This is a genomic window from Streptomyces sp. NPDC029169, assembly GCF_055563935.1.
Genome location: NZ_JBVHXA010000014.1, coordinates 21,063 through 45,801 on the forward strand (window position 1 = coordinate 21,063; position 24,739 = coordinate 45,801).

21 protein-coding genes are annotated in these 24,739 nt (G+C 69.6%); 12 read left to right on the forward strand and 9 right to left on the reverse strand.

What is annotated here, in order from left to right:
• Positions 1–733 precede the first annotated feature (733 nt).
• From ACZ4VI_RS24215 to ACZ4VI_RS24230, 4 genes are all read left to right on the forward strand, one after another.
• Entirely contained in the window at positions 734–1,183 is a 450-nt protein-coding gene (locus ACZ4VI_RS24215) for a hypothetical protein (RefSeq protein WP_468002320.1), read from the forward strand.
• Complete coding sequence (locus ACZ4VI_RS24220) at positions 1,183–3,264, forward strand: rhodanese-like domain-containing protein (protein WP_468002322.1); 2,082 nt, start codon at positions 1,183–1,185, stop codon at positions 3,262–3,264. The genes ACZ4VI_RS24215 and ACZ4VI_RS24220 overlap by 1 nt, the downstream gene beginning before the upstream one ends.
• Complete coding sequence (locus ACZ4VI_RS24225; RefSeq protein WP_468002324.1) at positions 3,261–3,809, forward strand: hypothetical protein; 549 nt, start codon at positions 3,261–3,263, stop codon at positions 3,807–3,809. Before ACZ4VI_RS24220 ends, ACZ4VI_RS24225 begins: the two co-directional genes overlap by 4 nt.
• Before the next feature lie 79 nt (positions 3,810–3,888).
• Positions 3,889–4,398 carry a hypothetical protein gene (locus ACZ4VI_RS24230; RefSeq protein WP_468002326.1) on the forward strand — a complete coding sequence of 170 codons (510 nt, stop codon included), beginning with the start codon at positions 3,889–3,891 and terminating at the stop codon, positions 4,396–4,398.
• A gap of 218 nt (positions 4,399–4,616) precedes the next feature.
• Here the strand turns inward: ACZ4VI_RS24230 and ACZ4VI_RS24235 are convergent, their stop codons facing one another.
• Together ACZ4VI_RS24235 and ACZ4VI_RS24240 are read right to left on the reverse strand one after the other, a co-directional pair.
• The gene (locus ACZ4VI_RS24235; protein WP_468002328.1) at positions 4,617–4,874 is read right to left on the reverse strand and encodes a hypothetical protein; all 258 of its coding nucleotides are present in this window, start codon (positions 4,872–4,874) and stop codon (positions 4,617–4,619) included.
• A gap of 145 nt (positions 4,875–5,019) precedes the next feature.
• Positions 5,020–5,166 (reverse strand): hypothetical protein, encoded by a 147-nt coding sequence (locus ACZ4VI_RS24240; protein ID WP_468002330.1) that lies wholly within the window; start codon positions 5,164–5,166, stop codon positions 5,020–5,022.
• A gap of 617 nt (positions 5,167–5,783) precedes the next feature.
• On the opposite strand from ACZ4VI_RS24240, the gene ACZ4VI_RS24245 reads away from it, so the two are divergent.
• From ACZ4VI_RS24245 to ACZ4VI_RS24260, 4 genes are all read left to right on the forward strand, one after another.
• Positions 5,784–6,041 carry a winged helix-turn-helix domain-containing protein gene (locus ACZ4VI_RS24245; protein WP_468002332.1) on the forward strand — a complete coding sequence of 86 codons (258 nt, stop codon included), beginning with the start codon at positions 5,784–5,786 and terminating at the stop codon, positions 6,039–6,041.
• Between the two features lie 196 nt (positions 6,042–6,237).
• Entirely contained in the window at positions 6,238–7,161 is a 924-nt protein-coding gene (locus ACZ4VI_RS24250) for a protein kinase family protein (protein WP_468002334.1), read from the forward strand.
• A gap of 5 nt (positions 7,162–7,166) precedes the next feature.
• Entirely contained in the window at positions 7,167–9,383 is a 2,217-nt protein-coding gene (locus ACZ4VI_RS24255; RefSeq protein ID WP_468002336.1) for a protein kinase domain-containing protein, read from the forward strand.
• 16 nt (positions 9,384–9,399) lie between these two features.
• Complete coding sequence (locus ACZ4VI_RS24260; protein ID WP_468002338.1) at positions 9,400–11,448, forward strand: protein kinase domain-containing protein; 2,049 nt, start codon at positions 9,400–9,402, stop codon at positions 11,446–11,448.
• A gap of 71 nt (positions 11,449–11,519) precedes the next feature.
• Here the strand turns inward: ACZ4VI_RS24260 and ACZ4VI_RS24265 are convergent, their stop codons facing one another.
• The 7 genes from ACZ4VI_RS24265 to eccB form a co-directional block, all read right to left on the reverse strand.
• Positions 11,520–11,819 (reverse strand): WXG100 family type VII secretion target, encoded by a 300-nt coding sequence (locus ACZ4VI_RS24265; RefSeq protein WP_468002340.1) that lies wholly within the window; start codon positions 11,817–11,819, stop codon positions 11,520–11,522.
• Positions 11,820–11,878: 59 nt separating this feature from the next.
• On the reverse strand, positions 11,879–12,241 hold the full coding sequence (locus ACZ4VI_RS24270; RefSeq protein WP_468002342.1) for a WXG100 family type VII secretion target: 363 nt from the start codon (positions 12,239–12,241) through the stop codon (positions 11,879–11,881).
• Positions 12,242–12,342: 101 nt separating this feature from the next.
• Positions 12,343–13,596, reverse strand: coding sequence for a S8 family serine peptidase (locus tag ACZ4VI_RS24275; protein WP_468002343.1), 1,254 nt, complete (start codon positions 13,594–13,596; stop codon positions 12,343–12,345).
• A gap of 25 nt (positions 13,597–13,621) precedes the next feature.
• On the reverse strand, positions 13,622–15,364 hold the full coding sequence (locus ACZ4VI_RS24280; protein ID WP_468002345.1) for a hypothetical protein: 1,743 nt from the start codon (positions 15,362–15,364) through the stop codon (positions 13,622–13,624).
• A complete protein-coding gene (locus ACZ4VI_RS24285) occupies positions 15,361–15,813 on the reverse strand; it encodes a hypothetical protein (RefSeq protein ID WP_468002347.1) in 453 nt (150 codons plus the stop codon). Before ACZ4VI_RS24285 ends, ACZ4VI_RS24280 begins: the two co-directional genes overlap by 4 nt.
• 203 nt (positions 15,814–16,016) lie before the next feature.
• A complete protein-coding gene (gene mycP, locus ACZ4VI_RS24290; protein ID WP_468002349.1) occupies positions 16,017–17,249 on the reverse strand; it encodes a type VII secretion-associated serine protease mycosin in 1,233 nt (410 codons plus the stop codon).
• 10 nt (positions 17,250–17,259) lie between these two features.
• A complete protein-coding gene (gene eccB / locus ACZ4VI_RS24295; protein ID WP_468002351.1) occupies positions 17,260–18,783 on the reverse strand; it encodes a type VII secretion protein EccB in 1,524 nt (507 codons plus the stop codon).
• Positions 18,784–18,964: 181 nt separating this feature from the next.
• On the opposite strand from eccB, the gene eccE reads away from it, so the two are divergent.
• From eccE to ACZ4VI_RS24315, 4 genes are all read left to right on the forward strand, one after another.
• Positions 18,965–20,311 (forward strand): type VII secretion protein EccE, encoded by a 1,347-nt coding sequence (eccE, locus tag ACZ4VI_RS24300; protein ID WP_468002353.1) that lies wholly within the window; start codon positions 18,965–18,967, stop codon positions 20,309–20,311.
• Complete coding sequence (locus tag ACZ4VI_RS24305) at positions 20,311–21,033, forward strand: hypothetical protein (RefSeq protein ID WP_468002355.1); 723 nt, start codon at positions 20,311–20,313, stop codon at positions 21,031–21,033. Before eccE ends, ACZ4VI_RS24305 begins: the two co-directional genes overlap by 1 nt.
• Positions 21,034–21,210: 177 nt before the next feature.
• The gene (locus ACZ4VI_RS24310; protein ID WP_468002356.1) at positions 21,211–21,444 is read left to right on the forward strand and encodes a DUF397 domain-containing protein; all 234 of its coding nucleotides are present in this window, start codon (positions 21,211–21,213) and stop codon (positions 21,442–21,444) included.
• A gap of 417 nt (positions 21,445–21,861) precedes the next feature.
• Entirely contained in the window at positions 21,862–24,576 is a 2,715-nt protein-coding gene (locus tag ACZ4VI_RS24315; RefSeq protein ID WP_468002357.1) for an SCO5717 family growth-regulating ATPase, read from the forward strand.
• Positions 24,577–24,739 lie beyond the last annotated feature (163 nt).

Genomic DNA, 24,739 nt, shown 5'->3' on the forward strand with positions numbered 1-24,739 from the left:
GCGGGAGAGCGACACGGGAGTCCGATACCGCTTCCAGAAGACCATGGAGACCTTCTGCGGGGGTGTGCTGGCTCACGAGCAGAGCCCTCTGTTCGAGGGTCTGTACCACCGCTGCCTCACGCCTCGCCCGCCCCACAGCGGTCAACCCGCCGCCATCCGCATACCGCATGATGACGACATAGCACCGCCAACCCCGCTGTCACCCCACCCTTTCAACCTCAGCGTCCACTCTCCGGTGACCCACAGGAGGGCGACGTGCTCGGCGGGGTCGGATGCGGTCGATGCCGGCGGGCCGGGGCATCTACGTGTCGCGGCAGCGGGGGAACCCGCTGATCCAGACGGGGCTGATGCCGACGGATCTGCACGGTGATCGGCGCCCTCTGCGGTGCTCTCGGGCCGGCTTTCTCGCCGCCGCGTGCGTGAACTGGCGGACGCCGGAGCAGCGCTTCCGACCCGGCCGCTCCGGAAACCCCGGAGGGGCCCGGGTCGAGGGGCCGCCGTCATCTGGATCGTCAGGGCCGTCTTGCCCCGGAACCCGCACACCCGGGTTTCTGCCGGTGCTGCCCCGACCTGGGGTACTTCGTGACCGGAATCCTCACCGGGTGCGGGGCAGCCGCCGTCAGTGCGCCAGACTCCCGTCAAGTCCGGTTGCTAAAGTCAATATTTCGAGTGGCAGATCGAATCGACTTATCCAACACGGCGGAGCAACAGGACGCACGGGGGAAGGGGTCTGATGGCCTGGGACGAGTGGGAGCGGCTCAAGACGGAGGCCGCCGAGAAGAACTCGACGGCGATGCAGCTGAACCGGGTGCCGGACGAGGACCCCGGCGCCGCGCCCCCGGGGGGCGATCTGAAAGCAGACCAACAGGATCTCGCCGCTGTCGGAGACTCCGCGTTCAAGCTCTTCGACCAGCTCGGCAAATACGGCCGCGACGCCTGGTCCATCAGCCAGACGGCCGCCAAGGACCTGAGCACCCAGGGCTTCGCGCTGGGGGGTGCGCTCGACCATGTGCAGGACCGCTGGGAGAAGCAGCTCAAGACCTTGCTGGACGCCTGCGCGCACATCTCCAACCACATGGACTTCACCCAGGGCGCGCACGCCGGTGACGAGTACTACATCTACGGCGTCGTGAGCAGCATCGCGACGCTGGACGACGGATTCACCGAGAGGACGCAGCGCTGATGGACCTCGAAACGCTGCGCTTCTGCGAGTTCGGCAAGCTCAGCCAGGCCATCACGGCCTGGAAGGGAGTGGCCGACAAGCTCAAGACGCTGGAGACGGACGCACGGGACGATCTGAAGGCGAAGGCCGACAAGGCCAACTGGGCCGGTGTGAACGCCACGGTCTCCCGTGGGTTCATCACCAAGACGGCCGGCGAGTTCACGGACGCCCACACCCAGGCGACGACGATCCACGACATCCTCAAGGACACCCACGACGAGCTGGTGAGCTACAAGGAGCAGCTGGAGCAGGCTCTTGAGCGGGGTCGTAAGAAGAACCTCACGGTGACCCCCATCGCCGGCGGTGGCTTCACCGTGACGATGCTCATCCACCCGGACCGCGCCGCCAAGGGCCATGACGTCCCGGACCACTCTCCCCAGGACGCGGAGCACCTGCGGGACGACGTGCAGCGGATCCTGAACCGGGCGACGGAGAGCGACACGACGGCGGCGACCGTCCTGCGCGCGATCGTCGACCAGGCCGAGACCGGCTTCTCGGGTGCGAAGTACGGCGACCGCGACTCCGCGATCGAAGCCGTACGCAACGCGGAGGAAGCGGCCAAGCTGATCAAGGAGAAGGGCGACGAGATGTCGCCAGAGGAGTTCCAGCGACTGAACGGGCTGCTCGCCTCGAACAAGAACGACCCGCTGTTCCAGGAGCGGTTCACCACGCAGGTGGGCCCGAAGGGGATGCTGGAGTTCTGGGCGGACCTGTCGAGCCCGGACACCACCAAGGACCTCACCCAGACGCAGCTCAACCAGCTCGGCGAGTTCCAGAAGAACCTGGGCTACGTCCTGGGCGGAGCCACGCAGTCGGACAGTCCCGCCATGCGGCAGTGGGAGAACGACATGCTGCGACTCTCGGGCGAGCGGTACAACACCCGCCACGGCGATGTCTGGGGCTACCAGATCATGAGCAACCTCATGCGCACGGGCGACTACGACGACCAGTTCCTCAACAAGTACGGCAACGATCTGGTCGCCAGGGAAAAGGAGATGAAGGTCCCGGACCGCTATTGGAACAGCCAGCCGAAGCCGAAGATGAACTTCATCGGTGACGATGAGTTCGGCCGCGACCCCATGACCGGCTTCCTCACGGCACTCTCCAACAGCCCGGACGCCTCAACGGACTTCTTCAACACGAAGGAGCCACAGGACAACGCACAGTGGGTGCTCAAGGACCGCCCGTACTTCGACGACTCGCCCCTGGACGACGGCCCGAACGAGGCCAAGGACGCGGCCGGCAAGGCCATGTTCGCGGCCGTGTCGGGCGTCACCGACCCGGAGGCGCCGGGGGCGAAGTACGAGGAGCACACGCCGGAGCAGCGGGAGGCCATGAAGCGCTCTCTGAGCATCCTGGCGAGCACCGGCAACGACTTCCCGCCGGAGATGCGCGACAGCATGGCGTACGCAATGGGCAACCACGGCGACTGGGTCCACAAGGCGATGAGCGACCCGGTCGGGCGGCACGAACTGGACGCCGGCCAGCTCATGGAGGTCAGCAAGCAGATCTCGCGCAATAGGGACGACTACCAGGCCCTCACCCAGGTCATGCACCAGTCGGTCGTGGCCGACATCATGACCGAGAAGGGCCACCCCGAGGACAGCCTCGACCGCGCGGGTCGCACGATCGGTTTCCTGGAGGAGGCCCGCTACCAGGCGACCAACACCGACAAGGGCGAAGCCCTCGCCGATGCCTCGTGGGAGAAGTCGTGGAGGTACCACATCGTGGGTGGCCTCGTCACGCCGTGGCATCCGGCAGGTGACGCCGTACAGCGTGGCGTGGACCTGATCACCGCCAAGATGCTCGAGGACGAACAGAACAGGATCAACGCCCAGGCCACCGCCGATCACACCAAGACGTACGAGAGCCGCAGCGAGGAGCTGCGGGGCCTCGCAGACGTCTGGTACCAGCAGAACAAGGAGTGGGCGGAGGACCCGACGCACGAGGGCTACTCCAAGGACCACGGCATCTACTCGCAGATCGAGGGCGCTGCCAACGACGGCAACAAGAAGGCCGAGGGGGTAGGGGGCGTCCAATGACAATGGCACTGCGCCGTACGGCCGTCTCCGCCCTCACCGCCTGCCTCGCGCTGTCCCTCGCCGCGTGCGGCGGCGGACGGGAGTACGCCGTTCCGAAGGAGGCGTGCGGGATCGCGGTCAACGAGAAGACACTCGACCCGTTCCTCGTCGACGGCGAGAAGCTCGCGGTCGTGGGCGATTCCGTGATCGAGACCGGCTCGGACACCTCGGGGTCGTGCGAGATCCGGGTGGACGGGAAGCGGGGGGTCCGCTTTCAGGTCGACAAGGTGGACAAAATCTACGACCCGATGGCCGAGCTGGACGCGTTCCGTTTCACCAACCGGGAGAAGATGAAGAACCTGCCGTTCTCCGGCCTTGGGGCACTGGGTGACTCCACCTCCATGGTCAGTACGGGCTGCTCCGGCCCGAAGGCGGACTTCCTCGTCGCGTACGTCAGTGTCGACGGCCAGGCCGGCGGCGACGTCGCCGAACGCCGTAAGAACATTGAGGCCTTCACCCTCGACCTCGTGCCGAAGGTGAAGAAGGCTCTGGCCTGCACGGCCTGATGCGGGCACGAGCCCACATCCAGCCGCGCCCGGGCGTCGTCCGTCCGGGCGCGGCCTGCCGAACTTTGAGGTGGACATCATGACGTGGGGAGACCGCGAGCCACTGTTCCTGCGCACCGAACGCGGGAGAGGCCGCTATGTCCACAACTACGTCTACAACCCGAGAAATCGCCTGGGCTTGGTGCTGATCATCGCGACTGTTGTCGGCATGATCGGCTACTTCTACCACGAGTTCGCCGCACTCCGGTGGAGCGAGACGGAACTGCGCCACGCCGTTCACGAAGCTGCCCGCGATCTTGAGGCCCGACCGCAGGAGGTGAGCCTGTACTCCACGTACGAGAACCTGGTGGAGGATGCCATCTGGGCGACGGGCGAGGGCCCGGAGCACGGCGTCATCCACCTCACGCGCCGCACGGATGAGAACGCAGGAAGCGGTGAGGCCAACAAGCGGGCAGAGGACAGCTTCGAGATCCGAACGGACGACACCGTAGAGACCTACTGCATGACTATCACTCCTCCCGAGCCGAGCACTGGGCCGGAGACCATCACCGTTCGTCTGACCGTGCGTGTGGCACAGGGGCCTTGCTGAAGTCTCCGATTAGTCGCAGGGCAGGGACAGGCGATAACGTCACCCACCCGAATTCGCCACAATGTGGCCCAGAGACTCATGACAGCGAGGCATGACGAAGGAGACAGCCGACATCACGTCGGCGGGGGTGTCGGGGCTGAAGAGGACCTCTTCGACCTGTGGTGAGAGAGTCAGGGGATCTTCCTCTTCGGGACCCTCGTACGGGTCGGCCCCGTCCCTTACTCTCCGCGCTCCCGCAGCTCTCGCATGACCGTGGACGCCGGGCGGCCAGGAGCGGTACGCGCCTTCACCGCGGCGGCGGTGCGAGCGGTCTGAGGGGCGCCTACCACCTGGACGAGGAGCCACCAGTTCGTCAGGACGTGCCCGATCGTCGCCGGGGTGGCTTCGCCCATCTCGCGGTAGAACTCCATGCGCTGCGCTGGGGGCAGAGAAGCGGCGACGGCGTTCTGCGTGCGCGGGATCGGCTGTGCGCTCACGGTGGCCTCCAGGGTGGGCCCCGCCAGCGTATCGATATCCGGCGGGGCGTGGACGCTTCAGCTCCTCGGGCTCAGGAGCGCGTGAGCCCGCGCGGCCGGACCGGGGCGTGGCCGAACGCAGGCACGGTCACCGTTGGTCGTGCGGTCACTCGGCACCGTCCCGGTACCGGCGATGCCCGCCCTCGAGGAGGTCGAGCGCATCAGGCAGCGGCGGGAAGTGCGGTGCGCACTCCGGGCACGCGTACACGTTGAACCCGGGACCGGAGTTCTGGTGCACCTCGGAGACGAGCACGGGAGCGTCCGTGATGTGGTTGCAGCACACGCACATTCGGACGGGCTTCCGCCTCGGCGTGCCTGAGGTCGGCTCGCTCACCAGGCCACCCCCGTCGCGTGCACGTTCCGGATGTCCAGGTCGATGCCGAAGTCCGCCGCCATGACGAGGGTGAGGCACCGCCGCCGCTGGCGGGCGCGCTCCTCCTGCCGCTCGTACGCGACCAGGTAGGGGCGGATGAGGGCCGTGTCCTCCCCGCCGAGCGTTTCCCCGAGCCCATACGGGGACCTGGGCCGCGCGGTCCATCCCTGAGTTGGACCGCACCGCTCGCATTGCCCCTGTCGGGCAGGGGCATCGGTCGGGCGGGCCGCCCTCGTGCGCCCGGCGGAAGGCGGGGCGGCGGGGCGGATACCAGCCCGGCGCCGCCCGGAACCGGGCGCGAACACGCCCAGCAAGAAGTGTAGGAAGGCATGGATAATGCCCACTGTCATCAACCTCCAGGGGTTGGTGGCCACACCCCCGGGCCGCTCCAACGGCTGCGGGGGTCACATTGCGATGTACCACGGTACGCCATGGTCGCCCCCGGTGCACCATGGGCTAGCGATGTGGATCCCGGTGCACCGCGCGAAGCTGAATGCATGGCTGAGTACGAGTGGCAGCGGATCGCACGCACCATCGAGGAAGAGATCCGGTCGGGACGCATCCCGCCTGGCGGAGCACTGTCCAGCATCACGCGGCTGGCCGAGACTCACGGCGTCGCCGACCGGACGATCAGGCGTGCCCTACGCGACCTCCGCGAGCGAGGATTGATCGAGACGTTGCCGCATAAGGGCTCGTACGTCGTAGACGTACTGCCGCCCGTCGGCGAACCCGAGGACGACAAGTCCGCCGACTGACACCCTCCGCGCGTCCGACCTCGGAGGGGCGGGGGTGTCCGCATCCCCGGCCTCCGCACATTCGGGATCACCGGCGATGAATACGCGGCTGCATACCTGCTCGTGAGCATCGCAGCGAGCGAGCGGCCCGCTCCTTGCCGCATCGCAGCCTCTCGATAGGCTCCGGTGGTTGTTCACTTTCACGGGGGATTCGCGGATGGAACCAGGGCGTACCGAGCAGCAAAGCGGCGGCGGCCGCCGCCGTGTCGGCCCGTACCAGCTGATCACCCGGCTCGACCCGTCCAGTCCCGGCTTCCCGCCCATGCCCGAGCGCCGGTTCGTCGCGCGCAGCGCGGACGGTGAGCGTACGGTCCTGGTCAGCACGCCGCTCAACGGCGTCGACCCCGGCCGCTTCCTCATCGAGGCGCAGGCGGCGGGCGCACTCGCCGGGCGCTGGGTGCTGCCGGTGTCGGAGGTGTCGCCGGAGCCGTCGGACCCCTGGTACGCCACGCCCTACCTGCCGGTGCTGCCCTTGCCCGTCGCGCTCGCCGTGCACGGCGGCCCGTTGCCGGAGCACACCGTAAAGGCCATCGGGACGGCCCTCGCCGAGACCCTCGCCGACGCGCACGCCGCGGGCGTCACCCACGCGGGCCTGTCCCCCGCCGCGGTGTTGCTGGCCTGGGACGGGCCGCGCCTGACCTGCTACGGCTCCGTGCGCGCGGCGGCGCCCGACGGCGAGCAGCGCGGCGGTCGTCCTGGGCAGGAGCCGGGCAGCTTGGCGCCCGAAGCGGCGGCCGGCGGGCGCCCGCGCCCCGCAGGCGACATCCACGGGCTCGGCGCCGTGCTGGCGTATGCCGCCACCGGGCACACGATCCCGGACCGCTCCGAACTCCCCGAGTCCCTGCGCCCTTTGATCTCCCGCTGCCTGTCGCGCGACGCGGCGGCCCGGCCGACTGCCGCCGATTTGCTGGTCGCCCTCCCGTCGGCCTCGTCCTCACCGTCGGCGACGGTTCTGGACTCGTCGGCGTCGCTGCTGTCCCCCGGCTGGCTGCCCGGGCGTGTGGTCGCAGCACTCGCCCGCCAGTCGGCCCAGCTGCTCGCGGCCGAACTCCGTGTCCCATCGACCGCCACCTGGACCTGACGACGATGCTTGCGCCCCTGACCCACGACGACCCGGCCGAGATCGGCGGCCACCGCCTGCTCGCCCGCCTCGGCCACGGCGGCATGGGCACCGTCTACCTCGCCCGCACCGCCGGCGGGCGCACCCTCGCCCTCAAGACGATGCACGCCCGCATCGCCGCCGACCCCGCCGCCCGTACCCGCTTCCACCTGGAGACCGACGCGGCCCGCATCATCGGAGGCCACCACGGCGCCACCGTCGTCGCCGCCGACCCCGGCGCCGAAACCCCCTGGCTCGCCACGGAATACGTCCTCGGCCCGCCCCTGGACGACGCCGTCGCCCTCTGCGGCCCGCTGCCCGAGGCGTCGGTACGGGCCCTGGGCGCGGCCCTCGCCGGCGCTCTCGCCCAGCTCCACGCCTCCGACGTGGTCCACCGCGACCTGAAGCCCTCCAACATCATGATCACGGCCCATGGCCCCAAGGTCATCGACTTCGGCATCGCCCGCGCCGCCGGCGACGACCGCCTCACTCGTACCGGCACCGCCGCGGGCACCCCCGCCTTCATGTCTCCGGAGCAGGCCACGGGCCAGGAACACACGCCCGCGGGCGACGTGTTCGCCCTCGCCGGGGTCCTCGTCTTCGCCGCCGCCGGCCACGGCCCCTTCGGCACCGGCCAAGCGGCCGACCTCCTCTACCGCGTTCGCTACGCCGACCCAGACCTGTCGGGAGTCCCGGCGGGACTGGCGTCGATCCTCAGCCGCTGCCTGGCGAAGGACCCCGCGCAACGCGCTACGCCCCAACAACTGGCTGCTGAACTGCACGACGGTCGCGGCGAGTTCGCTGATCACCTGCCGACGCCGCTGCTCACGGACATCGGGCGCCGCGCGACAGAGGTCTGGCAGTACCAGGCGTACCGGCTGCCGCCCCCGTCCGAGAGCCCGTACGCACCCCCGCCCTCGGGCCGGCCGGGCATGTCTCGGCGCAAGCTGCTGTCGGTGGCCGGCGGTTCGCTGGTGGGGGTGGGCGCGGCGGGGGCGGGGGCGTGGGTGTGGGCCGGGAGGAAGGCGACGGGCGAGGACCTGTCTTCACTCCCCGCCGACAACGCACCCCAACGCCTTTGGCGCGCCGATGCCGGCCACGTGGGGACAGAGCCGTTCCTGATGACGATGGGCGATACAGTGGCCACTTGGGGGAACAGGCAGGTCGTCGGCCTGGACGCGAAAAGCGGCAAACACCGCTGGTCGTCCAGCGTGTTTATGGATCCGAGCGACATGACGACCGACGGCAGAGTGATCTACGGTTTCATCCCGGAGCAGGGGGGAATAGACGCACTTTCCCTTCACGCCTTCACCCCGGGTACCGGAGTGACGCAGCGACGCATCGCCCTGATCCCCGGGTTCGCGGGCTCCCATGGGCAGGCGGAAGTGCTCCTCGCGGCGGCGGACTTGCTCTTCATCGCGGCGCGGAAGGTTGTGCCCGGCCACGACGAATCCGAGCAGGCAGATGACTGGCACCTGCTGGCGGTCGACATCCGTACCGGCGAGAAGCGGTGGCAGAAGACCACGTCGTACTTCAATCCGGGGGATACGTCGGTGGCCATCAGCGTGAAGGTCACCGGAAACCGCCTAGTCTTCTGCCGCAGAATCATCTCCAGTGAGGGGGATGACGATTTCGGCCCGCATTTCTACGTCGCAGCCGCCGACATCCGCACGGGCGAGCGCCTCTGGGCATGGAAGATCCCCCGACAGGCCGACGACAATTCGCACATCATCCCAGGCAGCCTCGCCTTGGACAAGCAGCATGTCTACGTCGCCAGCGGCCATGTCTGGGCGCTGCGGCTCTCCGATGGTGAGGTCGCCTGGAAGTTCGGCGACGACCGGAACTACGGTGGCATTCCAGAAAAATCACGCCGCTATGGAACGCCAGCCGTCAGGGACGGTGTCGTGTACGCGGCCGAGGGAATCCGGGGCATCGTGGCCCTGGACGCCTCGACGGGAAATCTCCTCTGGGAAGAATCCGAGAACCTGACGGAGGATGTGGCCCCTGTCCTCGACCCGCCTCCCGTCATCGGCAGAAAATTCGTCTACGTCATGGTCGGCAACGGCATCAGCGCCGTCGACATGCGAACCCACAAGTCCGCTTGGACATACGGGACTTCTTCTGTGGTCTTCGCTGCGAATGAGGAAGCCAAGCGGCTCATCTGCGTCGACGTCGACTCCGCATTCGCCCTGCCTTTCGAATGAAAGCGGCAACCTCGCAATGAACCCTCTCAGCATTGGCGATCCCCTGCGGCTCGGCCCGTACCGGCTTCTCGGCGTCCTGGGTGAGGGCGGGATGGGAAAGGTCTACTTCGGGCGGGACAGCGCGGGCCACACCGCGGCGGTCAAGGTCCTGCGCCCCGAGCTCTCCCACGACCCGCACCTGGCTCAGCGCTTCGTACGGGAGGCCGTCACCGCGCAGGCCGTGACCAGCCGCGGCGTGGCGCGGGTCCTCGGCGCGCAGTTGGAGGGCGGCCGTCCCTGGATCGCCGCGGAGTTCCTGGCGGGCCCGACGCTCGACGACGCGATCAACGCGTACGGACCGCTGGACGAGGCCGGACTGCGCTCCCTCGCGACGGCTCTCGCCCGTACGCTCGGGGACATTCACGCGGCCGGTCTCGTCCATCGCGACCTCAAGCCGTCCAACATCGTTCTGACCTCGGCCGGTCCGCGCGTCATCGACTTCGGCATCGCCCGTCCCGAGCACGGACTGACCCTGACCACGACTGGCCAGATCCCGGTCACCCCGGGGTACGGCGCACCGGAGCAGGTGCTCGGGCAGCGCGTCGGACCGGCGGCCGATGTCTTCTCTCTGGGCGCCCTGCTCGCATACGCGGCGAGCGGAGTCCGTGCCTACGACGGCCCGCATGTGGCAGGCGTGCAGTACCAGGTCGTGCACGGCGAGCCGGACCTGCGACACGTCCCCGACGGAATCCGGGCCCTGCTGCTCCCCTGCCTGGCGAAGGACCCGGCCCATCGCCCCCTCCCCTCGCAGATCGCGGAGGCTTTCACGCCGCCGCGGGGAGCGAACAGACTGTGGCACCAGGGTGACTTGGCCGAGGACATCCGACGGCGTGAGAAGGCTGCCGCGGTCATGACCGCGGCCTTCCCTTCAGCCGGAGAGGCCAAGCCGTCCCGTCGGCGACTTCTCATGGCGCTCGCGGGGGGAGGCGCCGCACTCGGCCTCGGCGGCGTGGGGGCGGCCTGGTGGCTCCCGGACGACCCCGAGTCCGCGAACGTTCCGGTGGTCATCCCAGCGGCCGCGGAGCGGCCGGTGGCCGCCGTACTCAAGCCGGATGAACAACTGACTCCTCTGTGGGGGCCCATGACAGGAACGGACGCCACAACGCTGCCGCCCCTCCCTGTCCGGGACGTCGTGGTGGTCGGCTCGGCCGACGGCGGACTGGCCGCCTACCGGGTGACTGACGGACAGCGGAAGTGGACGGCCCCGAAAGTGATGGCGTCCGCCGGCCGGCTCACCGCGGCCGATCGGCTCGTCCTTGCGGCGGATATTGCGGGATCCCTGTACGCGTTCATCGCCTCGACGGGCGAACAGGTGTGGTCGGTCCCCGTCTCCGCCGATAGGCTTCTGGCCTCGGACGGCCGCGCCGTGTACGTGATGACCGAGGAGCGGCAGTTGCGGGCAGTCGGCGTCGCGACCGGCACAGTGCTCTGGTCGGTGCCCACGCCTGTGCGGACGTCGAGCTCGAAGCCTCCGGCGGCGGCCGTGAACAATGGCCGACTGGTCCTGTTCCCGTCCGACGGCAATGTCGTCACTCTGGACACGGCCACAGGCAAGGCCGCCTGGGGTCTCGACGACCAGGGGACGTCGGCGGTCATGCCCGCCGTGGTCGGCGACAAGGTGTACCTCGGCGGCCGTACGCTCACATGCCGGTCGCTCACCGACGGAAAGGAGTTGTGGAGCGTTCCCGCCGAGTTCGGGGCATGGGGACCTCCGGCCGTCCGCGGTAACGAGGTGTACGCCGTCGACCACGACCTCCGCCGCCTCCGGGCGGGCGACGGCAAGGAAGAGTGGGATCTCTACGGAGCAACCAGCTACGGCAGCAAGCTGCCGCCTGTCGTCCAGGGAGGCACGGTGTGGGTCGCGAAGAGTGACGACGGATATCTGATCGCCGTCGACACCCGCTCCGGTGAGCAGATCTTCGATTACTCGGACGAGGGCATCGGCGGGTACGCGTACGCCGGAGACGGCAATCGCGTCTTCGTCGGGCACGCCGACTCGATCTCCGCCCTACCGGTCAGGCCCTGAGGGAACGCGAGCAGAAGAACAGGGTGGGCGCCTCCCGCGCGCGCCCACCCTGTGTGCTGTTCGGCCGTGGCTTAGAAGTAGCCCGCGGCCCTCTTGTCGCCGGCCTGGTAGGCCGGGGCGGCCTGGCGGACCGCCTTGGCGATGCCCTGCAGCGCCGTGTGGATCGCGCGGGTCTCCTTGTCCCACTTGAGGTGCGCGCCGTCCGCGGCGGTCTTCGCCTCACCTTCCCAGGTGTTGGAGACCGAGCGGATCTTCGTCTGGATCGCCTCCAGAGCGTCGTCCAGACGCTTCGCCTGCGCCTCGATCGTGTTCGCCGCGTCATCGAGCGAGGCGTATGTGACGAGCATGACGCCGTCGTTCTTGGTCGACATGGTCCCTCCGGGTGCCGATGGTGTGTACAGGTTGGCTGGTGCGGTTTCCGACGCGAACGTCAGAGGCCGGCGATGTTGGACGTGGCCCGCTTCTCTGCCCCGGCGTCGCCCGAGAACCCCGCGGTCACGTCGACGCCCTTCAGGGCCGCCTCGACCTCGTCATCGGTGTTGCCGGAGGTCGTACGGGTGACCTGGATGGCTTCCTGGAAGTTGAGCATCAGCTTGGCGATGCGCACCATGCCCTGGTTGATCTCGTTCTGCTTGACGTCGAAGGCGCCGGCGCCGATGCCCTTCCAGCGGCCCTCGAGGCTGTCGATGACGCCCTGGAGGGACTTCAGCTGTCCCTTGACGTCCTCGAACTTGACGGTGAGTTCGTCCTGGAATTCCTTGAGACTCTGATCGCCAACCTTCAAGACTGACATGTTTCGCTCTCCCCTTCTGGGTTCTCATTGAGGCTGCGTCCGCCGGTTCACGCGCACGCAGGTTGGTCTGTGTGGTCGACTCCGCTACCGCCCGGCAGCCGTCAGGCGGTGCGCCGCCGTCGCGCGATCACGAAGGCCACCCCCGCGACGACAACCACGACTGCGGCGCCGCCGATGATGAGCCCCAACTGGCTGTTATTTTCGGTGCTCTTGCTGGAGCCTGCCACAACGGCGTCGGATGTCGGCTTGCTCTCGGGGGCTTGTGCCGAAGCTGATGCAGACGGTGCGGTCGAGGGGGACGAACCGTTCGTGCCGCCGACCTTCTGGTTGGTCAGGGGGTTGATGTTCGGGTCACCCGGCTTGCCGATGCCGAGGTTGATGTGGGCGCCGGGACTGACAATGCCGTGGCCGAGGTACCGGCTCACAGTGCCCGGCTTCCAGTCCTCGCTGCGGCCGGCGGACTCGAGCATGACGCGGAGGACCTGGTTCGCGGTCCAGTCGGGGTGGGCGGACCAGATGAGGGCGGCGGAGGCGGAGGCGATTGCGGTGGCGGCACTGGTTCCGCCGTCGCCGTCGCAGTAGCGGGTGAAGCTCGCGTCGCACCACCTTGGGATGTCATTGGCCGGGGCGGCAAGGTCTACGAAGTCGCCGTGCGAAGAGTAGTCGGCCACTTGGCCTTCCCGATCGATTGCTGCGACTGCGATCGCCTCGGGGTAGGCGGCCGGAAAGTGCTCCTTGTTCCCCTTCTTGGCATCGTTGCCTGTTGCTGCGAAGAACAGCTTGCCCTTCGACTGAGCGTATTTGACGGCGTCTCGAACGGCCGTCGCGTAGTACTCGTTGCCGAACGACATGTTGATGATCTTGGCTTCACTGTCCGCGGCAGCCCTGATCGCCTCTTCCTCGTCGAAGGCGTTTACCTTCTGATTGTTCTGCAACTCCGTGTCGCTGACCCGATAAGGAATGATCTTTGCTCCAGGCGCCAGCCCTTTGAGGCCCCCGCCTGCTCCCGTGCCGGCGATGAGCTCAGCCATCGTCGTCCCGTGGCCTCTGTAGTCGTCGGTTTCGTCGCCCTTAGCCTCTGAGGCGTCCATCCCCTTCAGCACTTGCCCCTTGAGGGAAGGAGTGGACGGATTGACTCCGGTGTCGATGACGGCAACCTTGATGCCTTCGCCTGTCGAGGTCTTCCAGATCTCCTCGGCATTCATGGCATCCAAGTACCACTGCTTCGACTGGACATCGGCAGCAACCGCCGCGGGGGCAGCGCCGACGAAGCCAGCCGTCAGCACCGCCATCGCAGCAACCGTGCTGAGCATCCCTCGCCGAAGCCTGCGCGCCTCAATCATTCCTGCCGTCATCCTGACTTCCGAACCTTCCCAGTGGTTAGTCGATCACCGGCGGTACAGCACCGCGCCGACGGTTCGTCCATGTTTCTTCGTCTTCGGTCAGGTAGTCGGGGCGCGAAGAGCCCTCGCGGTCCTGCTCATCACGTGCAGGGCGCTGGTTGCCACGGCCGCCGCCGACGGGTCCGCCGGCGCCACGAGGGGTTCCGACGACGCCGTTGGTGCTGGGAGAGCCGCGGCCGACGGGGCGTGCGGCCTTGTTGGCGGGTTGGGCACCCACCACGCCCGCCTGGCTGGGCCGCGCTGCGGACGTACGGCCCGCAGCCGGGCCATCACTGCCGACGACCGTGCCCTTGGGAATCCGCGATCCGGTGTTCCCGCCCGAGGAGCGCTGCGGTGTTCCACCGACGATGGGGTTGGACCGCCCGGTGCCGGGACCGGTGCTCGTGCGCCCGGTCACAGGCTGTCCCGTACCACCGGGCCGGCCCACGACCGGAGACTGCGCACGCGTCGCGCCGGCTCCCTGACGCTGCGTCGTGCCTCCGGGCATGCCCGGCCCGCCCGGACGGCCGACCTGCGGCGTCGCGCGCCCGGTCTGCGTGGACTGAGCGGTGGCCGGCGGCCCTCCCGCCTTCCCCACAGGTCCACCCGGTCGTCCCACGGCCGGGGAGGTCGTCGGCCCGCCCGGTCGGCCCACGGCGGTCGGGCCGGTCGTGGTGCGCGGAACACCGGGCATGCCGGTGGCCCGAGGACCTCCGGTGCGCGGCGGGGTGCCGAGCGAGACTGTAGGAGGCAGCACGGGGCCCGTCGGATTCGGCATTCCCGTGGTCGTGGTCGGGGGTGTCACGGTCGGCGTGGTCGGCGGCGCCGGCGGGGTCTTCACACTGTCGATCTGGATCGACGTGTCCGGGTCCCGAATCGGTTCAACCCTGCCGGGAGATTCGGTTCGGGTTCGGGGCGAGGTCTCGTTCGTGCCCGTCTCACCCTCGATGGCACGACGGGGAGGGGACTGGGACAGGTCCTCACGAGACGTGGCGGAGTCAGCGTTCGCGTAGGGATCGAACCGCCCCTTAGGCCGCGGCACCGCCGCCTTGTACGACTTCGGCGGCGGCGGCATCTCCTGGCTTGCCAGCGTCGACTGCGACACCACGTAGTACGACCCCAGGCGGTTCATCTGGTTGATGGCCTCCTGCCGGTCCTTCTCGACCTGCAGCGCCTTCTGGTACTCCGGGTTGTCCGGCCTTGCTCCCTCGGCCTTGAGCTTCTCCGGTCGCTTCTGGTCAGCAAGGGCACGGTCATCGCGCGGCGGCATCGCGTTGCGCACCGAGGTGAGGCCCGTGCTGGCGACCTTCATTTGGGCGCCGAAAGCGTTGGCCACTCCCGCGATGTCGTACGCGTAACCGACGACCCCCTGGCCGTACTCCTGGAAGGCGGTGGCTCCCTCGCCCTCCCATTCAGTCGTCCTGACGAACTCGTTCAGCTCTTTGGCCGCCTTGTTGATGGCGATCGTCGCCCTCTCCAGCGCCTCACTGGCGTTCTCCAGATCGGCGGGCCTGGCCTTCTCCACGAAGTCGATCAGTGGGTTGAGCTCCATGTTGTCGAAGGCAGTCTTGCCCAGGGCGATGTAGCCCGCACCCGGGCCGAAGATGTCGACGAGGTCCGACACGCGCTCCGTCATGTCGATGACGGCGTACTTCCCCTGGATCTGGGCGTCGTCCTGCTGCTGCTTCTGCTCCGGGGTCAGCTTCGGCTTCTCAGTCGTCGGCTGCTTATCTTCGCTCATCGGATCACCCCGCTCTTGGCGCCCTGGACCGGCTTCGCAGGCTGGGCGGGATCACCCTTCCGCTCCTGCTCCTTGCGCTCCTTGAGGTCTTCCGCCTCTTCCCGCTCCTTGTCCAGGCGCGCCTGGATCTCGTGGAAGCGGCGACGCTGCTCGTCTTCCACGTTGTCGTAGCCGACGTCGGCCGCGTGGACGCCGATGGTCAGCATTTCGATCTGGTCGCTGAGGTTCTTCGACAACAAGACGAGCGCCTGGTGGACGCGGTTGTACTGCTCATAGAAGCCATCGGCCTCGTGGAACTTGAAGGTAACGTCGCCGAACGACGCGCGTGTCACCCGCTCCATGCCCACCTTGGCGGCGCCGCCGTCGCCGCCCTCCAGGTCCGTCAGTACGGCATCGACCTGGTTACGGAATTTCTTCAGCGCGCCGACTCCGGTCTCGAGGTTACTCACTGCCGCCCCCGTCACCCACTACCTCAAGCACGAGCCATTCCTCCCCGTTTGCTACTGCTGTCCTACATTGCGATCGTGGCGGCTCGCCGTCCACGGATTGCATCGGATACCACTGTAATCACTGCGACTGACAGGCCCAAGTATCTTATCCGTCACGAGACTTCTACAGTTCGGTACGCCAACGCCCTGTGCGGCTGCAATCGTCAACGCATGCCGATCCGCCGACTCCTCCGCCGGTGGTCCCGCAGCGCCACCGCTGCGCCGGCGATCGCCGCCACCAGGACCCCGCCGCCCACGACCACGTAGGTCGCCAGGCGGGCCGAGCGTTGTTCCGGGGTCTCGCCCAGGTGGAGGGCGGCCGGTGTCGGGGCCTCGGCGGCCGTTACGCCCTCGTGGGCGACCGGCTTCTCCAGGGGCTTGTCGTCCTCCGTCAGGGCTCGCACCGGGTCGACGACGCCCCAGCCGACGAGGCGGTCGTGGCCCGCGATCGAGCGTTCCGCGGTCTGCTGGATCTGGGCGACGATCTGCTCCTGCGTCCAGTTGCGGTGCTTGGCCTTGATGAGGGCGGCCAGGCCGGCGACGTAAGGGGCGGAGAAGCTGGTGCCGTTGTCGGCGCAGTGGCCGCCGCCCGGCACCGTGGAGACCATGTCGACCCCGGGCGCGGCCACGCCCACGAAGTCGCCGGACTGGGAGAACTGCGCGCGTTCGTTGTTGCGGTCCGAGGAGGCGACGGCCAGGACGCCGGGGTACGAGGCGGGGTACGTGGACTTCACGTTGCCGCCCAGGCCGTCGTTGCCCGCCGACGCGACGACCACGATCTCCTTCGCCAGCGCCTCGTCGACGGCCTGCTTGAGCAGCGGCGTGGGCTCCACGGCGTTGGCCGTGTCCTGCGAGATGTTGATCACGTCCGCCTTCTTGGCGATCGCGTGCCGGATCGCCGCGGCGAGCGTCGTGGTCGTGCCGTGGCCTTCGGCGTCGTTCTGCTGGATGGGGATGATCGTGGCGTCCGGCGCCAGCCCGACGAACCCCGTGCCCTTGGCCGGGCGCGCGGCGATGATGCCGGCCACCTTGGTGCCATGGCCCACGGTGTCCGTGGTGCCGTTCTCCTTGCCCCGCTCGATCTTGTTCCCGTTGGCGTCCTTGATGTTCTTCGGGATCAGGTTCGCGCCGCTCTTGACGTCCACGGCCTTGGTCAGCTGCGGGTTCCTGACATCGACACCGGTGTCGATGACGGCGACCCGGACTCCCTTGCCCGTGGACTGCGACCACAGTTCGTCCAGCAGGACACGCTGGAGCGACCATGGGCGGCCCTCGTACCTCTTCCCGGGGAAGGTGCACTGGGAGCCGTCTTCCGCCGCCGCTGTGGACAGCGGTAGGCCGGTCAGGAGCACAGTTGTTGCCGTGAGCAGCAGCAGGCGTCGAGTGTTCCTCGTCATCGTCCCGCCCTCACGAACCCTGCGGCTGCCGCGCCGCGCCCGTCGACAGGCGTGGGCCCGTCGGCAGGAACGTCGACCATTCGGCGGGAACGGGCAGCGGAGCGACGTTCTTGTATCCCAGCCGGTTCTGCGCCTGTTGTGCCTCCGCCTGGCGCTGCTGCTTCTCCTCCTCCGAGCCGGACGAGCCGATGCCCGCGTCGTCGGTCGCGCTGTCCCCGTTCGACTGCATCGCGTACCGCAGTCCGGTGTCGGTGACGAGGAAGAGGAACCCGGTGCCGGTCTGGGATCCCTTGAACTGCCGGAAGAGCTGGCCCGATCCGGGAGTGACGTACGCGCTGCTGGAGCCGGTCGGCAGCGTGGCGGGGAAGTCGGTGCCCGCCCAAGTGCTCAGCGTGGTCGCCCCGTTGTCGGTGTCCACCTTGCGCAGGACGTTGCACACGGTGTTACGGCTGCCCTCGGCCGTGCTCGCCTCGTTGACGGGCACCGGGGCGGCCTGGGGCCACTTCTTGTCGTTGCCGAACGCCTGGCCCGGCTGGAAGGCGCCGCCGCTGACCGAGGTCGCCTGGCCCGCCTGCCCCGTGTCCACGAGCTGCTTGCTGTTGAGCAGGAGCTTGGCCGTGAAGTCCGAGACGGGGGCGACCGTTCCCTTGAGTACGACGTACATCTGCTTCCGCGTGCCGTCCGTGGCGGACAGGACCATGCCGATCTTGTCGACCTCGGGCGGGAGACCGCTCACACCGGCGGGGGAACCCGCCTGGCCGGGCACGCGCGGGAAGGAGATGGCGTCGCCCTTGTGGAGGGTGGCCAGCCAGGGGTCGGAGACCCGCTGGGCGACGCGGCCCTGGCCGACGAGCTGCCTCAGGAGCAGTTCGTCCTTGTCCACGGGGTAGGCGGTGCCCTGGGCGTCGACGACGTAGCGGGTCTTGTCGGGCCCTTCGACGTACAGCAGTTGGCCGCCGCTCAGCCGGTTCGCGCCGTCGGTCTTCTTCTCCTCGCGCTCGGCGAGGACGAACGCCGCCTTCTGGATCGCCCGGCCGCCCTCGCCCGGCCGCTCGCACACGGCCCAGCGCTTCGCGCCGCCGGCCTCCTTGTCGCTGGGGAGGCGGTCGGGGGCGTACGGGATGCCGAGCGTGGCGCCGTGCGGGATCTTGCCGCTGTCGAGCACCGACTCGTCGACGTTGATGACCTTGCCCTTGTCGGGGTTGAGCAGCAGCTTGGCCGACGACATGTTCAGGACCGGGTGGAGCTGGGTCTTGCCACCGGTCTTCAGCACCACGTAGCGCGTGGTCGACTTGCTCGCGATGATGACGTTCTCGCCCGGCTTGTCCCAGTCCTTGGGGGCGACGGGCTTGAACATGCCCCAGGCGCCGAAGATCGCGAGGATCACCACACCGACGATGGCTCCCGGCGCCACCGCGCGCAGCGGGCGCGGTGCGCCTTCCTCCGAGCCTGTCGCGTTCGGCTGTACGAACTGTGCAATCAGCCTCCGCTTCGCGAAGGTGTAGGCGTTCAGTTCATCCCGTCGTGATGCCATCTGTTCGCTTGTCCCTCTCCCCGATGGGCGACCAGGGTCCCACACTCATCGGGCCGGTCAGCCGCCCCGCAGCCCCCTACTATGCCTGTCGGCGCTTGCGTCTCACTGCTCAGGTAGGGTGATCGCCCAGTCAACGCCCATGGGAATTCGGCTATTACGGACACGAGGGGGCAACGCGGCGATGGGTACGGCGACGCGTGCGCGGAACGGGCGGACCACCGGCCGGACGCCCGGAACTTCCCGACGGCAACGCAGCAATGAGCGCGGCGAAGCTCGAACGACGCCTGCTCCGCGCGGTGTCCCCGCGACGACGACGCTGCGACCGCTGTCGCGCACCAGCCACGTGGGCCCCTTCCAGCTGCGCCAGCTGGTGCTCGTGGAGTCGGCGCTCGCGCTCGTCGCGGTCGGTCTCGCGTTGGGCGGCCTCTGGCTCGTGCCCACGTGCGTCGCGGCCGGCCTGCTGGTTGTGCTCGCGGCGATACGCCGCCGCGGCCAGGCCATGCAGGAGTGGCTGGGGACCGCGCTCGGGCTGCGTGCGCGGCAGCGCAACACCGCCCCGGCCGCGCCCGACTCGGACCCCTCCCTCGCTCCGGTGACCGAGAACGTGCCGGGCTTCCGTGCCTCGCCGTACGTCGACCGGAACCACCGCACCATCGGCATGCTGGGCGACGGCAGCTTCCTGACCGCCGTGCTGCGCGTCGAGGCGAGCGGCTCGGCGCTGCGCCCGGTGTTCGGCGCGCGCGCCTTCCCGCTGTCCCTTCTGGGCGACGCCCTCGAGGTCGACGACATCGTGGTGGAATCGGTGCAGCTGGTGCAGCAGGTACGGGCGGCCCCCGCGCCGCACCTTCCGCAGCAGTCCGTGGCGCGGCTCTCCTACGCCCCGCTGCAGGAGCGAACCGGCGCGCCCGCGCTGCGGCTGACCTGGGTGGCGGTGAAGCTGGACCCCGAGCTCTGCCGGGAGGCCGTGGAGGCCCGCGGCGGCGGCCTCGAGGGCGCTCAGCGGTGCCTCGTCCGGATCGCGGACCATCTGGCCAGCCGTATCACCGGTGCGGGCTTCCAGGCCGTCGTACTGGACCAGGAGGAGCTCAACTCCACCATGGCGACGGCGGCCTGTACGAGTCCGCGCGCCGCGGCCCGCGCCGGCCGGCCCGACACGGCGCCCCAGCGGCGTACGGCCGAGACGTCCCGGGTCTGGCGGTGCGACGACCGGTGGCACACCACGTACGCGATCGGCCGCTGGCCCGAGCTCGGACGGGGTGCGGCGCCGTTGCCGAGGCTGGTCTCGCTGCTGACCTCCGTACCCGCGTACGCCACGACGTTCAGCCTCACCGTCCGGCGCGGTACGCGCCAGGGAGCCATGGACGTCGGCGGCCATGTGCGGGTCACCGGCGGCTCCGACAACGAACTGGTCCGGGTCCGCCGGACCTTGGAGCAGGCGGCGCGCACCGCGAAGGTCGGCCTCTTGCGGCTGGACCGCGAACAGCTGCCGGGCGTGCTGGCGACGATGCCTCTGGGAGGTGCCCGGTGATGGCGATGGGGCGTGGCGGAACGTTGAAAGGGCTGCGGGGTCTGATCGGCCCGCGGCATGCGGGGCACACCATGCCCGCGGACCATCTCGGTGCGCTGTCCCTGCCCGTGGGCGACGACGGCGTGGTCATCGGGGAGGACGCCGAGGGGCGGTCGCAGCTGGTGGGCTTCCACCGCTCGACGCCGTACGACGTACTGCTCATCGGCGGCCTATGGACGGCGCAGGTCCTCGCGCTGCGCGCGGCCGGCACGGGAGCCCGGGTCGTGGTGGAGACCGGGCGACCCCACGAGTGGGTGGGCCTGGCGCAGGCGGCCGGAGCTGGTTTGGAGTGCATCACGCTCCATGACGTGGGGCGGGTGCCTCCGTTGGGCGCGAGCGTCGGCAGTCCCGTCGTCGTGGTGCGCGACTGCGGCATGCGGCCGCCGCGCGGGCGCGTCGTCTCGTCGCCGTGGCAGTCCGTACTGACCCTCCTGCCCTACCTCAGCCCGGTGGCGCCGCGGCTCATGCGGTCCGCGACGCTCGTGGGCGTGCAGCGGGTGTCTCCCCAGGAGGCACAGCAGATCGGGCGGATCCTGGGTCTCGCCCAGGGCGAGGTCGACGCGCTGCCGACGCTGGCGGACGGCGTCACGCTCTGGTGCGCGGGCGGCGACCGGCAGTGGGTGATGACGAGCGCCACGGACGCGGAGTCGGGTCTGCTCGGCATGGCCCGCCGGATGGACTGAGCCGCCGGGCGACTACGGGAGCCACCGGCGGCCACCCCCGAGTGAGCGGACGGCCGAAAGGCCCCCGCCAGTGTCCTGAGCTGCCTAGTATTCCCCTGGTGACGTCGAGCGACGCCGGACGGCTCGGCGCCACGAGGCCCTTGGGCCGTCACCCGGCCGTGAACGAAAGGAACTCCCATGGGGAGCGCACAGGAAAAGGACGAGCTGTACGCCCTCGACATCTCGGACGTCGAGTGGCAAGGCGCCCCCGGTACGAGCCCGGACGAGGAGCGCGTCGAGATCGCCCATCTGCCGGGCGGTGCCGTCGCCATGCGCTCCTCGCTCGACCCCGACACCGTGCTGCGGTACACCGAGGCCGAGTGGACGGCGTTCGTTCTCGGCGCGCGGGACGGGGAGTTCGACCTCCGCTGAGACGGGTGTCCGTGTTCTGTGTGTCGAGTCGGCGGCTGTGCGACCCCGGGAGGGGCGCATGGCCGCCGGTTTCGTCGTGAGGCGGACAGGCTTCGAGACCGGATTGTTGGGCTGCGTACGCCGGGTGGTCCGGCCGGGCCCGGACTCGTGCGTAGTTGTACTGTTTTGACCTGCCCGCTTCTTCACGCTCCGCCGTATCGGTGTCACCTGAGGGCACCGGGTGACGCAGGGGACTGCCGCCGGGGGCCGGTGGGCCTGCCGGAGCGGTGATGCGGGCGATTAGGGTGGGTCAGGGCGCGGCAGAAGAACCCTCGGGCTTGTTCGCCGTGTTCCAGGGGGAGAGCCGGGCCGATCGGAAGTGAACGGTGGCCCCCACCCACGACGGCACAAGGGTGCTCGACCACACCAGGAGGCAAAGTGAACGGCGATCGGGACGACATCCACGGGAACTGGAACCCTCCCGTCGACGAGTCCGACGCGGATCCCGCAGAGCTGACGGGTGAGTTCACCATCGACTACACGCCGCCTGCCTGGTACACGCAGAGCGCGGCGAGCGACGCCTCGGGCGGTGCCGCCGGTCAGCAGACCCCGCCCCCGCCGACGGGGGCACCGGTCGCCGTGCCCGGCCTGCCCGCCGGGAGCGGCTTCCAGCCGAACGTGCCGACGGCACCGCCTGTGGCTCCTTTGGCTCCTGTTGCGCCCGTTCCTGGGCCTGGCGCCCCGGAGCCCGGTCCGGCCGAGGCCTCCCCCTCGGACCCCTTCGGCAACGGCGATCTGGACAGTGGCGCGACGATGCGCTTCTCCCCCGCCGCGATGAAGCGCGAGATGGCGGAGCTCGCGGAACGCGCCGCGGCGAAGTCGGCCTCGGAGGACGAGGGTCCTTCGTCGTCCCCGGAGACGGCACCGGACGGCGACACGTCCGCGGAGCCTTCGGCGACTGCGGCTGCGGCTGCGGCTGCGGCCGACGGGGGGCAGGACGACGGCGCGACGGCGCCCGCGACCGTGACGGACGCTTCCGACGGTTCCGACGCCGATGGGGCCGACGGCGCGTCAGCGTCCGCCGAGCAGGACTCCGAGGGCGCCGACAGCTCGGCGCCCGGTACGGAGCTGGTCCTGCACTCCGAAGGCGGCGAGGCGACCGCCGACGCTCCCGCCCCCACGTCCGAGCAGCCGGAGCCCCAGGACGCTCCCCCGGCCGCGCTGCCGCCCGCGCTTCCTTCGGCGCCCGCGCCGCAGGACGGGACGGTACTGCCCCCGCTGCCGCCGTCGTTCCAGCCCGCGGCTCCCACCGCGGCACCGCAGTGGCCCGCTCCGGCGCCCACGGGCGACCAGTCGGCCCCGCCGGCCGCGCCGCTTCCCGCCGCCGCCTCCTGGCCCACCCCCGCGACTCCCATGCCGCCGCAGGCACAGGGCGGGTACGGCTTCCCGCACCCTGGTCAGGCCGAGCCCCAGGCTCCGAACGCCGCGGCCCCGCAGGGGGGTTACGGCTTCCCCCACCCCGGCCAGCCCCAGCCGCAGCCCGCGGCCCAGGCGCCCAACGCCCCCGCCCCGCAGGGGGGTTACGGCTTCCCCCAGCCCGCTCCCGTGCCCCCGCAGGCACAGGGCGGTTACGGCTTCCCGCACCCCGGTCAGGCCCAGCCCCAGCCGCAGCCCGCGCCGCAGGCTCCCCAGGCGTACCCCGACGCGCAGGTTCCGGCGCAGGGGCCCGTCGATCCGCGGACCGGCGGCGCCTGGCCCACGCCCGTCACGCACGATCAGCGTGAGCGGTCCGTGCCTGGCGCTCCGCTCGGGTACACCGCCGCCGTCGAGCTCTCCTCCGACCGGCTGCTGCGCAACAACAAGCAGAAGGCCAAGTCCAGCCGGAACCCCGGCGCCTCCGCCCGCTTCAAGATCGGCGGGAAGAAGGAGGAGGCCGAGCGGCAGCGCAAGCTCGACCTGATCCGTACGCCCGTCCTGTCCTGCTACCGGATCGCCGTCATCTCCCTCAAGGGCGGTGTCGGCAAGACCACGACGACCACCGCGCTCGGCGCGACCCTGGCCACGGAGCGGCAGGACAAGATCCTCGCCATCGACGCCAACCCCGACGCCGGCACGCTCGGCCGCCGGGTGCGGCGGGAGACCGGGGCCACCATCCGTGACCTCGTGCAGGCGATCCCGTACCTCAACTCGTACATGGACATCCGCCGCTTCACCTCGCAGGCGCCCTCCGGTCTGGAGATCATCGCCAACGACGTGGACCCGGCCGTCTCGACGACGTTCAACGACGAGGACTACCGGCGGGCGATCGACGTCCTGGGCAAGCAGTACCCGATCATCCTCACCGACTCCGGTACCGGTCTGCTCTACAGCGCGATGCGCGGTGTGCTCGACCTCGCCGACCAGCTGATCATCATCTCCACCCCGTCCGTCGACGGTGCCTCCAGCGCCTCGACGACGCTCGACTGGCTCTCCGCGCACGGGTACGCGGAGCTGGTGCAGCGCTCGATCACGGTCATCTCCGGGGTCCGGGAGACCGGCAAGATGATCAAGGTCGACGACATCGTGCAGCACTTCCAGACGCGCTGCCGCGGGGTGATCGTGGTGCCGTTCGACGAGCACCTGTCGGCCGGCGCCGAGGTCGACCTCGACATGATGCGGCCGAAGACCCGCGAGGCGTACTTCAACCTGTCGGCGATGGTCGCCGAGGACTTCATCAGGGCGCAGCAGGCGCAGGGGCTGTGGACCGGTGACGGCCAGGGCGGCCTGCCGCCGCACATGGCCCCGCCGATGCCAAGCGGCCAGCAGATGCCGGGCCAGGCCATGCCGGGCCAGGCCATCCCCGGTCAGCCGATGCCCGGTCAGCCGTACCCGCCCCAGCCCGGTCAGCCGTACCCGCCGCAGCAGGGACAGCCGTACGCGCCCCAGCCGTACCCCCAGGCGCAGCCCCAGCCGTACCCGCAGCAGCCCTACCCGCCGCAGCCCGGTCAGCCCGGTCAGCCCGGTGTGCCGCCCCAGGGCTGGCAGCAGCAGCCCCCGGCGCAGCCCGCGCCCCCGCAGGCGCAAGCGGATCCGAATGCTCCCGTGCCTCCCGCCGGGTGGCCGCAGCAGCCTCCGCAGGCGCCCCCGCAGGCTCCGCCAGCCCCTCAGCAGTAAGGCGTCACAGGAGTAGACCAATGAGGCCCCGCACCGGCTCCCCGGTGCGGGGTCTTCTTGTATTCCCGCAGCCCACAAGGGGTTTGAGTCATCGTTGACGACGTCGTCCACCGCTGATAGACCTTCGCTTCACCAGTTGGCGCCCAAGATCCACGACGCGAGG

Coding starts and splice junctions, on each gene's coding strand:
- ACZ4VI_RS24215 (WP_468002320.1), top strand. CDS start 734: ATGGCCTGGGACGAGTGGGAGCGGCTCAAGACGGAGGCCGCCGAGAAG.
- ACZ4VI_RS24275 (WP_468002343.1), bottom strand. CDS start 13,596: ATGACGGCAGGAATGATTGAGGCGCGCAGGCTTCGGCGAGGGATGCTC.
- mycP (WP_468002349.1), bottom strand. CDS start 17,249: ATGACGAGGAACACTCGACGCCTGCTGCTGCTCACGGCAACAACTGTG.
- ACZ4VI_RS24255 (WP_468002336.1), top strand. CDS start 7,167: ATGCTTGCGCCCCTGACCCACGACGACCCGGCCGAGATCGGCGGCCAC.
- eccB (WP_468002351.1), bottom strand. CDS start 18,783: ATGGCATCACGACGGGATGAACTGAACGCCTACACCTTCGCGAAGCGG.
- ACZ4VI_RS24225 (WP_468002324.1), top strand. CDS start 3,261: ATGACAATGGCACTGCGCCGTACGGCCGTCTCCGCCCTCACCGCCTGC.
- eccE (WP_468002353.1), top strand. CDS start 18,965: ATGGGTACGGCGACGCGTGCGCGGAACGGGCGGACCACCGGCCGGACG.
- ACZ4VI_RS24250 (WP_468002334.1), top strand. CDS start 6,238: ATGGAACCAGGGCGTACCGAGCAGCAAAGCGGCGGCGGCCGCCGCCGT.
- ACZ4VI_RS24230 (WP_468002326.1), top strand. CDS start 3,889: ATGACGTGGGGAGACCGCGAGCCACTGTTCCTGCGCACCGAACGCGGG.
- ACZ4VI_RS24270 (WP_468002342.1), bottom strand. CDS start 12,241: ATGTCAGTCTTGAAGGTTGGCGATCAGAGTCTCAAGGAATTCCAGGAC.
- ACZ4VI_RS24245 (WP_468002332.1), top strand. CDS start 5,784: ATGGCTGAGTACGAGTGGCAGCGGATCGCACGCACCATCGAGGAAGAG.
- ACZ4VI_RS24305 (WP_468002355.1), top strand. CDS start 20,311: ATGGCGATGGGGCGTGGCGGAACGTTGAAAGGGCTGCGGGGTCTGATC.
- ACZ4VI_RS24260 (WP_468002338.1), top strand. CDS start 9,400: ATGAACCCTCTCAGCATTGGCGATCCCCTGCGGCTCGGCCCGTACCGG.
- ACZ4VI_RS24265 (WP_468002340.1), bottom strand. CDS start 11,819: ATGTCGACCAAGAACGACGGCGTCATGCTCGTCACATACGCCTCGCTC.
- ACZ4VI_RS24310 (WP_468002356.1), top strand. CDS start 21,211: ATGGGGAGCGCACAGGAAAAGGACGAGCTGTACGCCCTCGACATCTCG.
- ACZ4VI_RS24280 (WP_468002345.1), bottom strand. CDS start 15,364: ATGAGCGAAGATAAGCAGCCGACGACTGAGAAGCCGAAGCTGACCCCG.
- ACZ4VI_RS24220 (WP_468002322.1), top strand. CDS start 1,183: ATGGACCTCGAAACGCTGCGCTTCTGCGAGTTCGGCAAGCTCAGCCAG.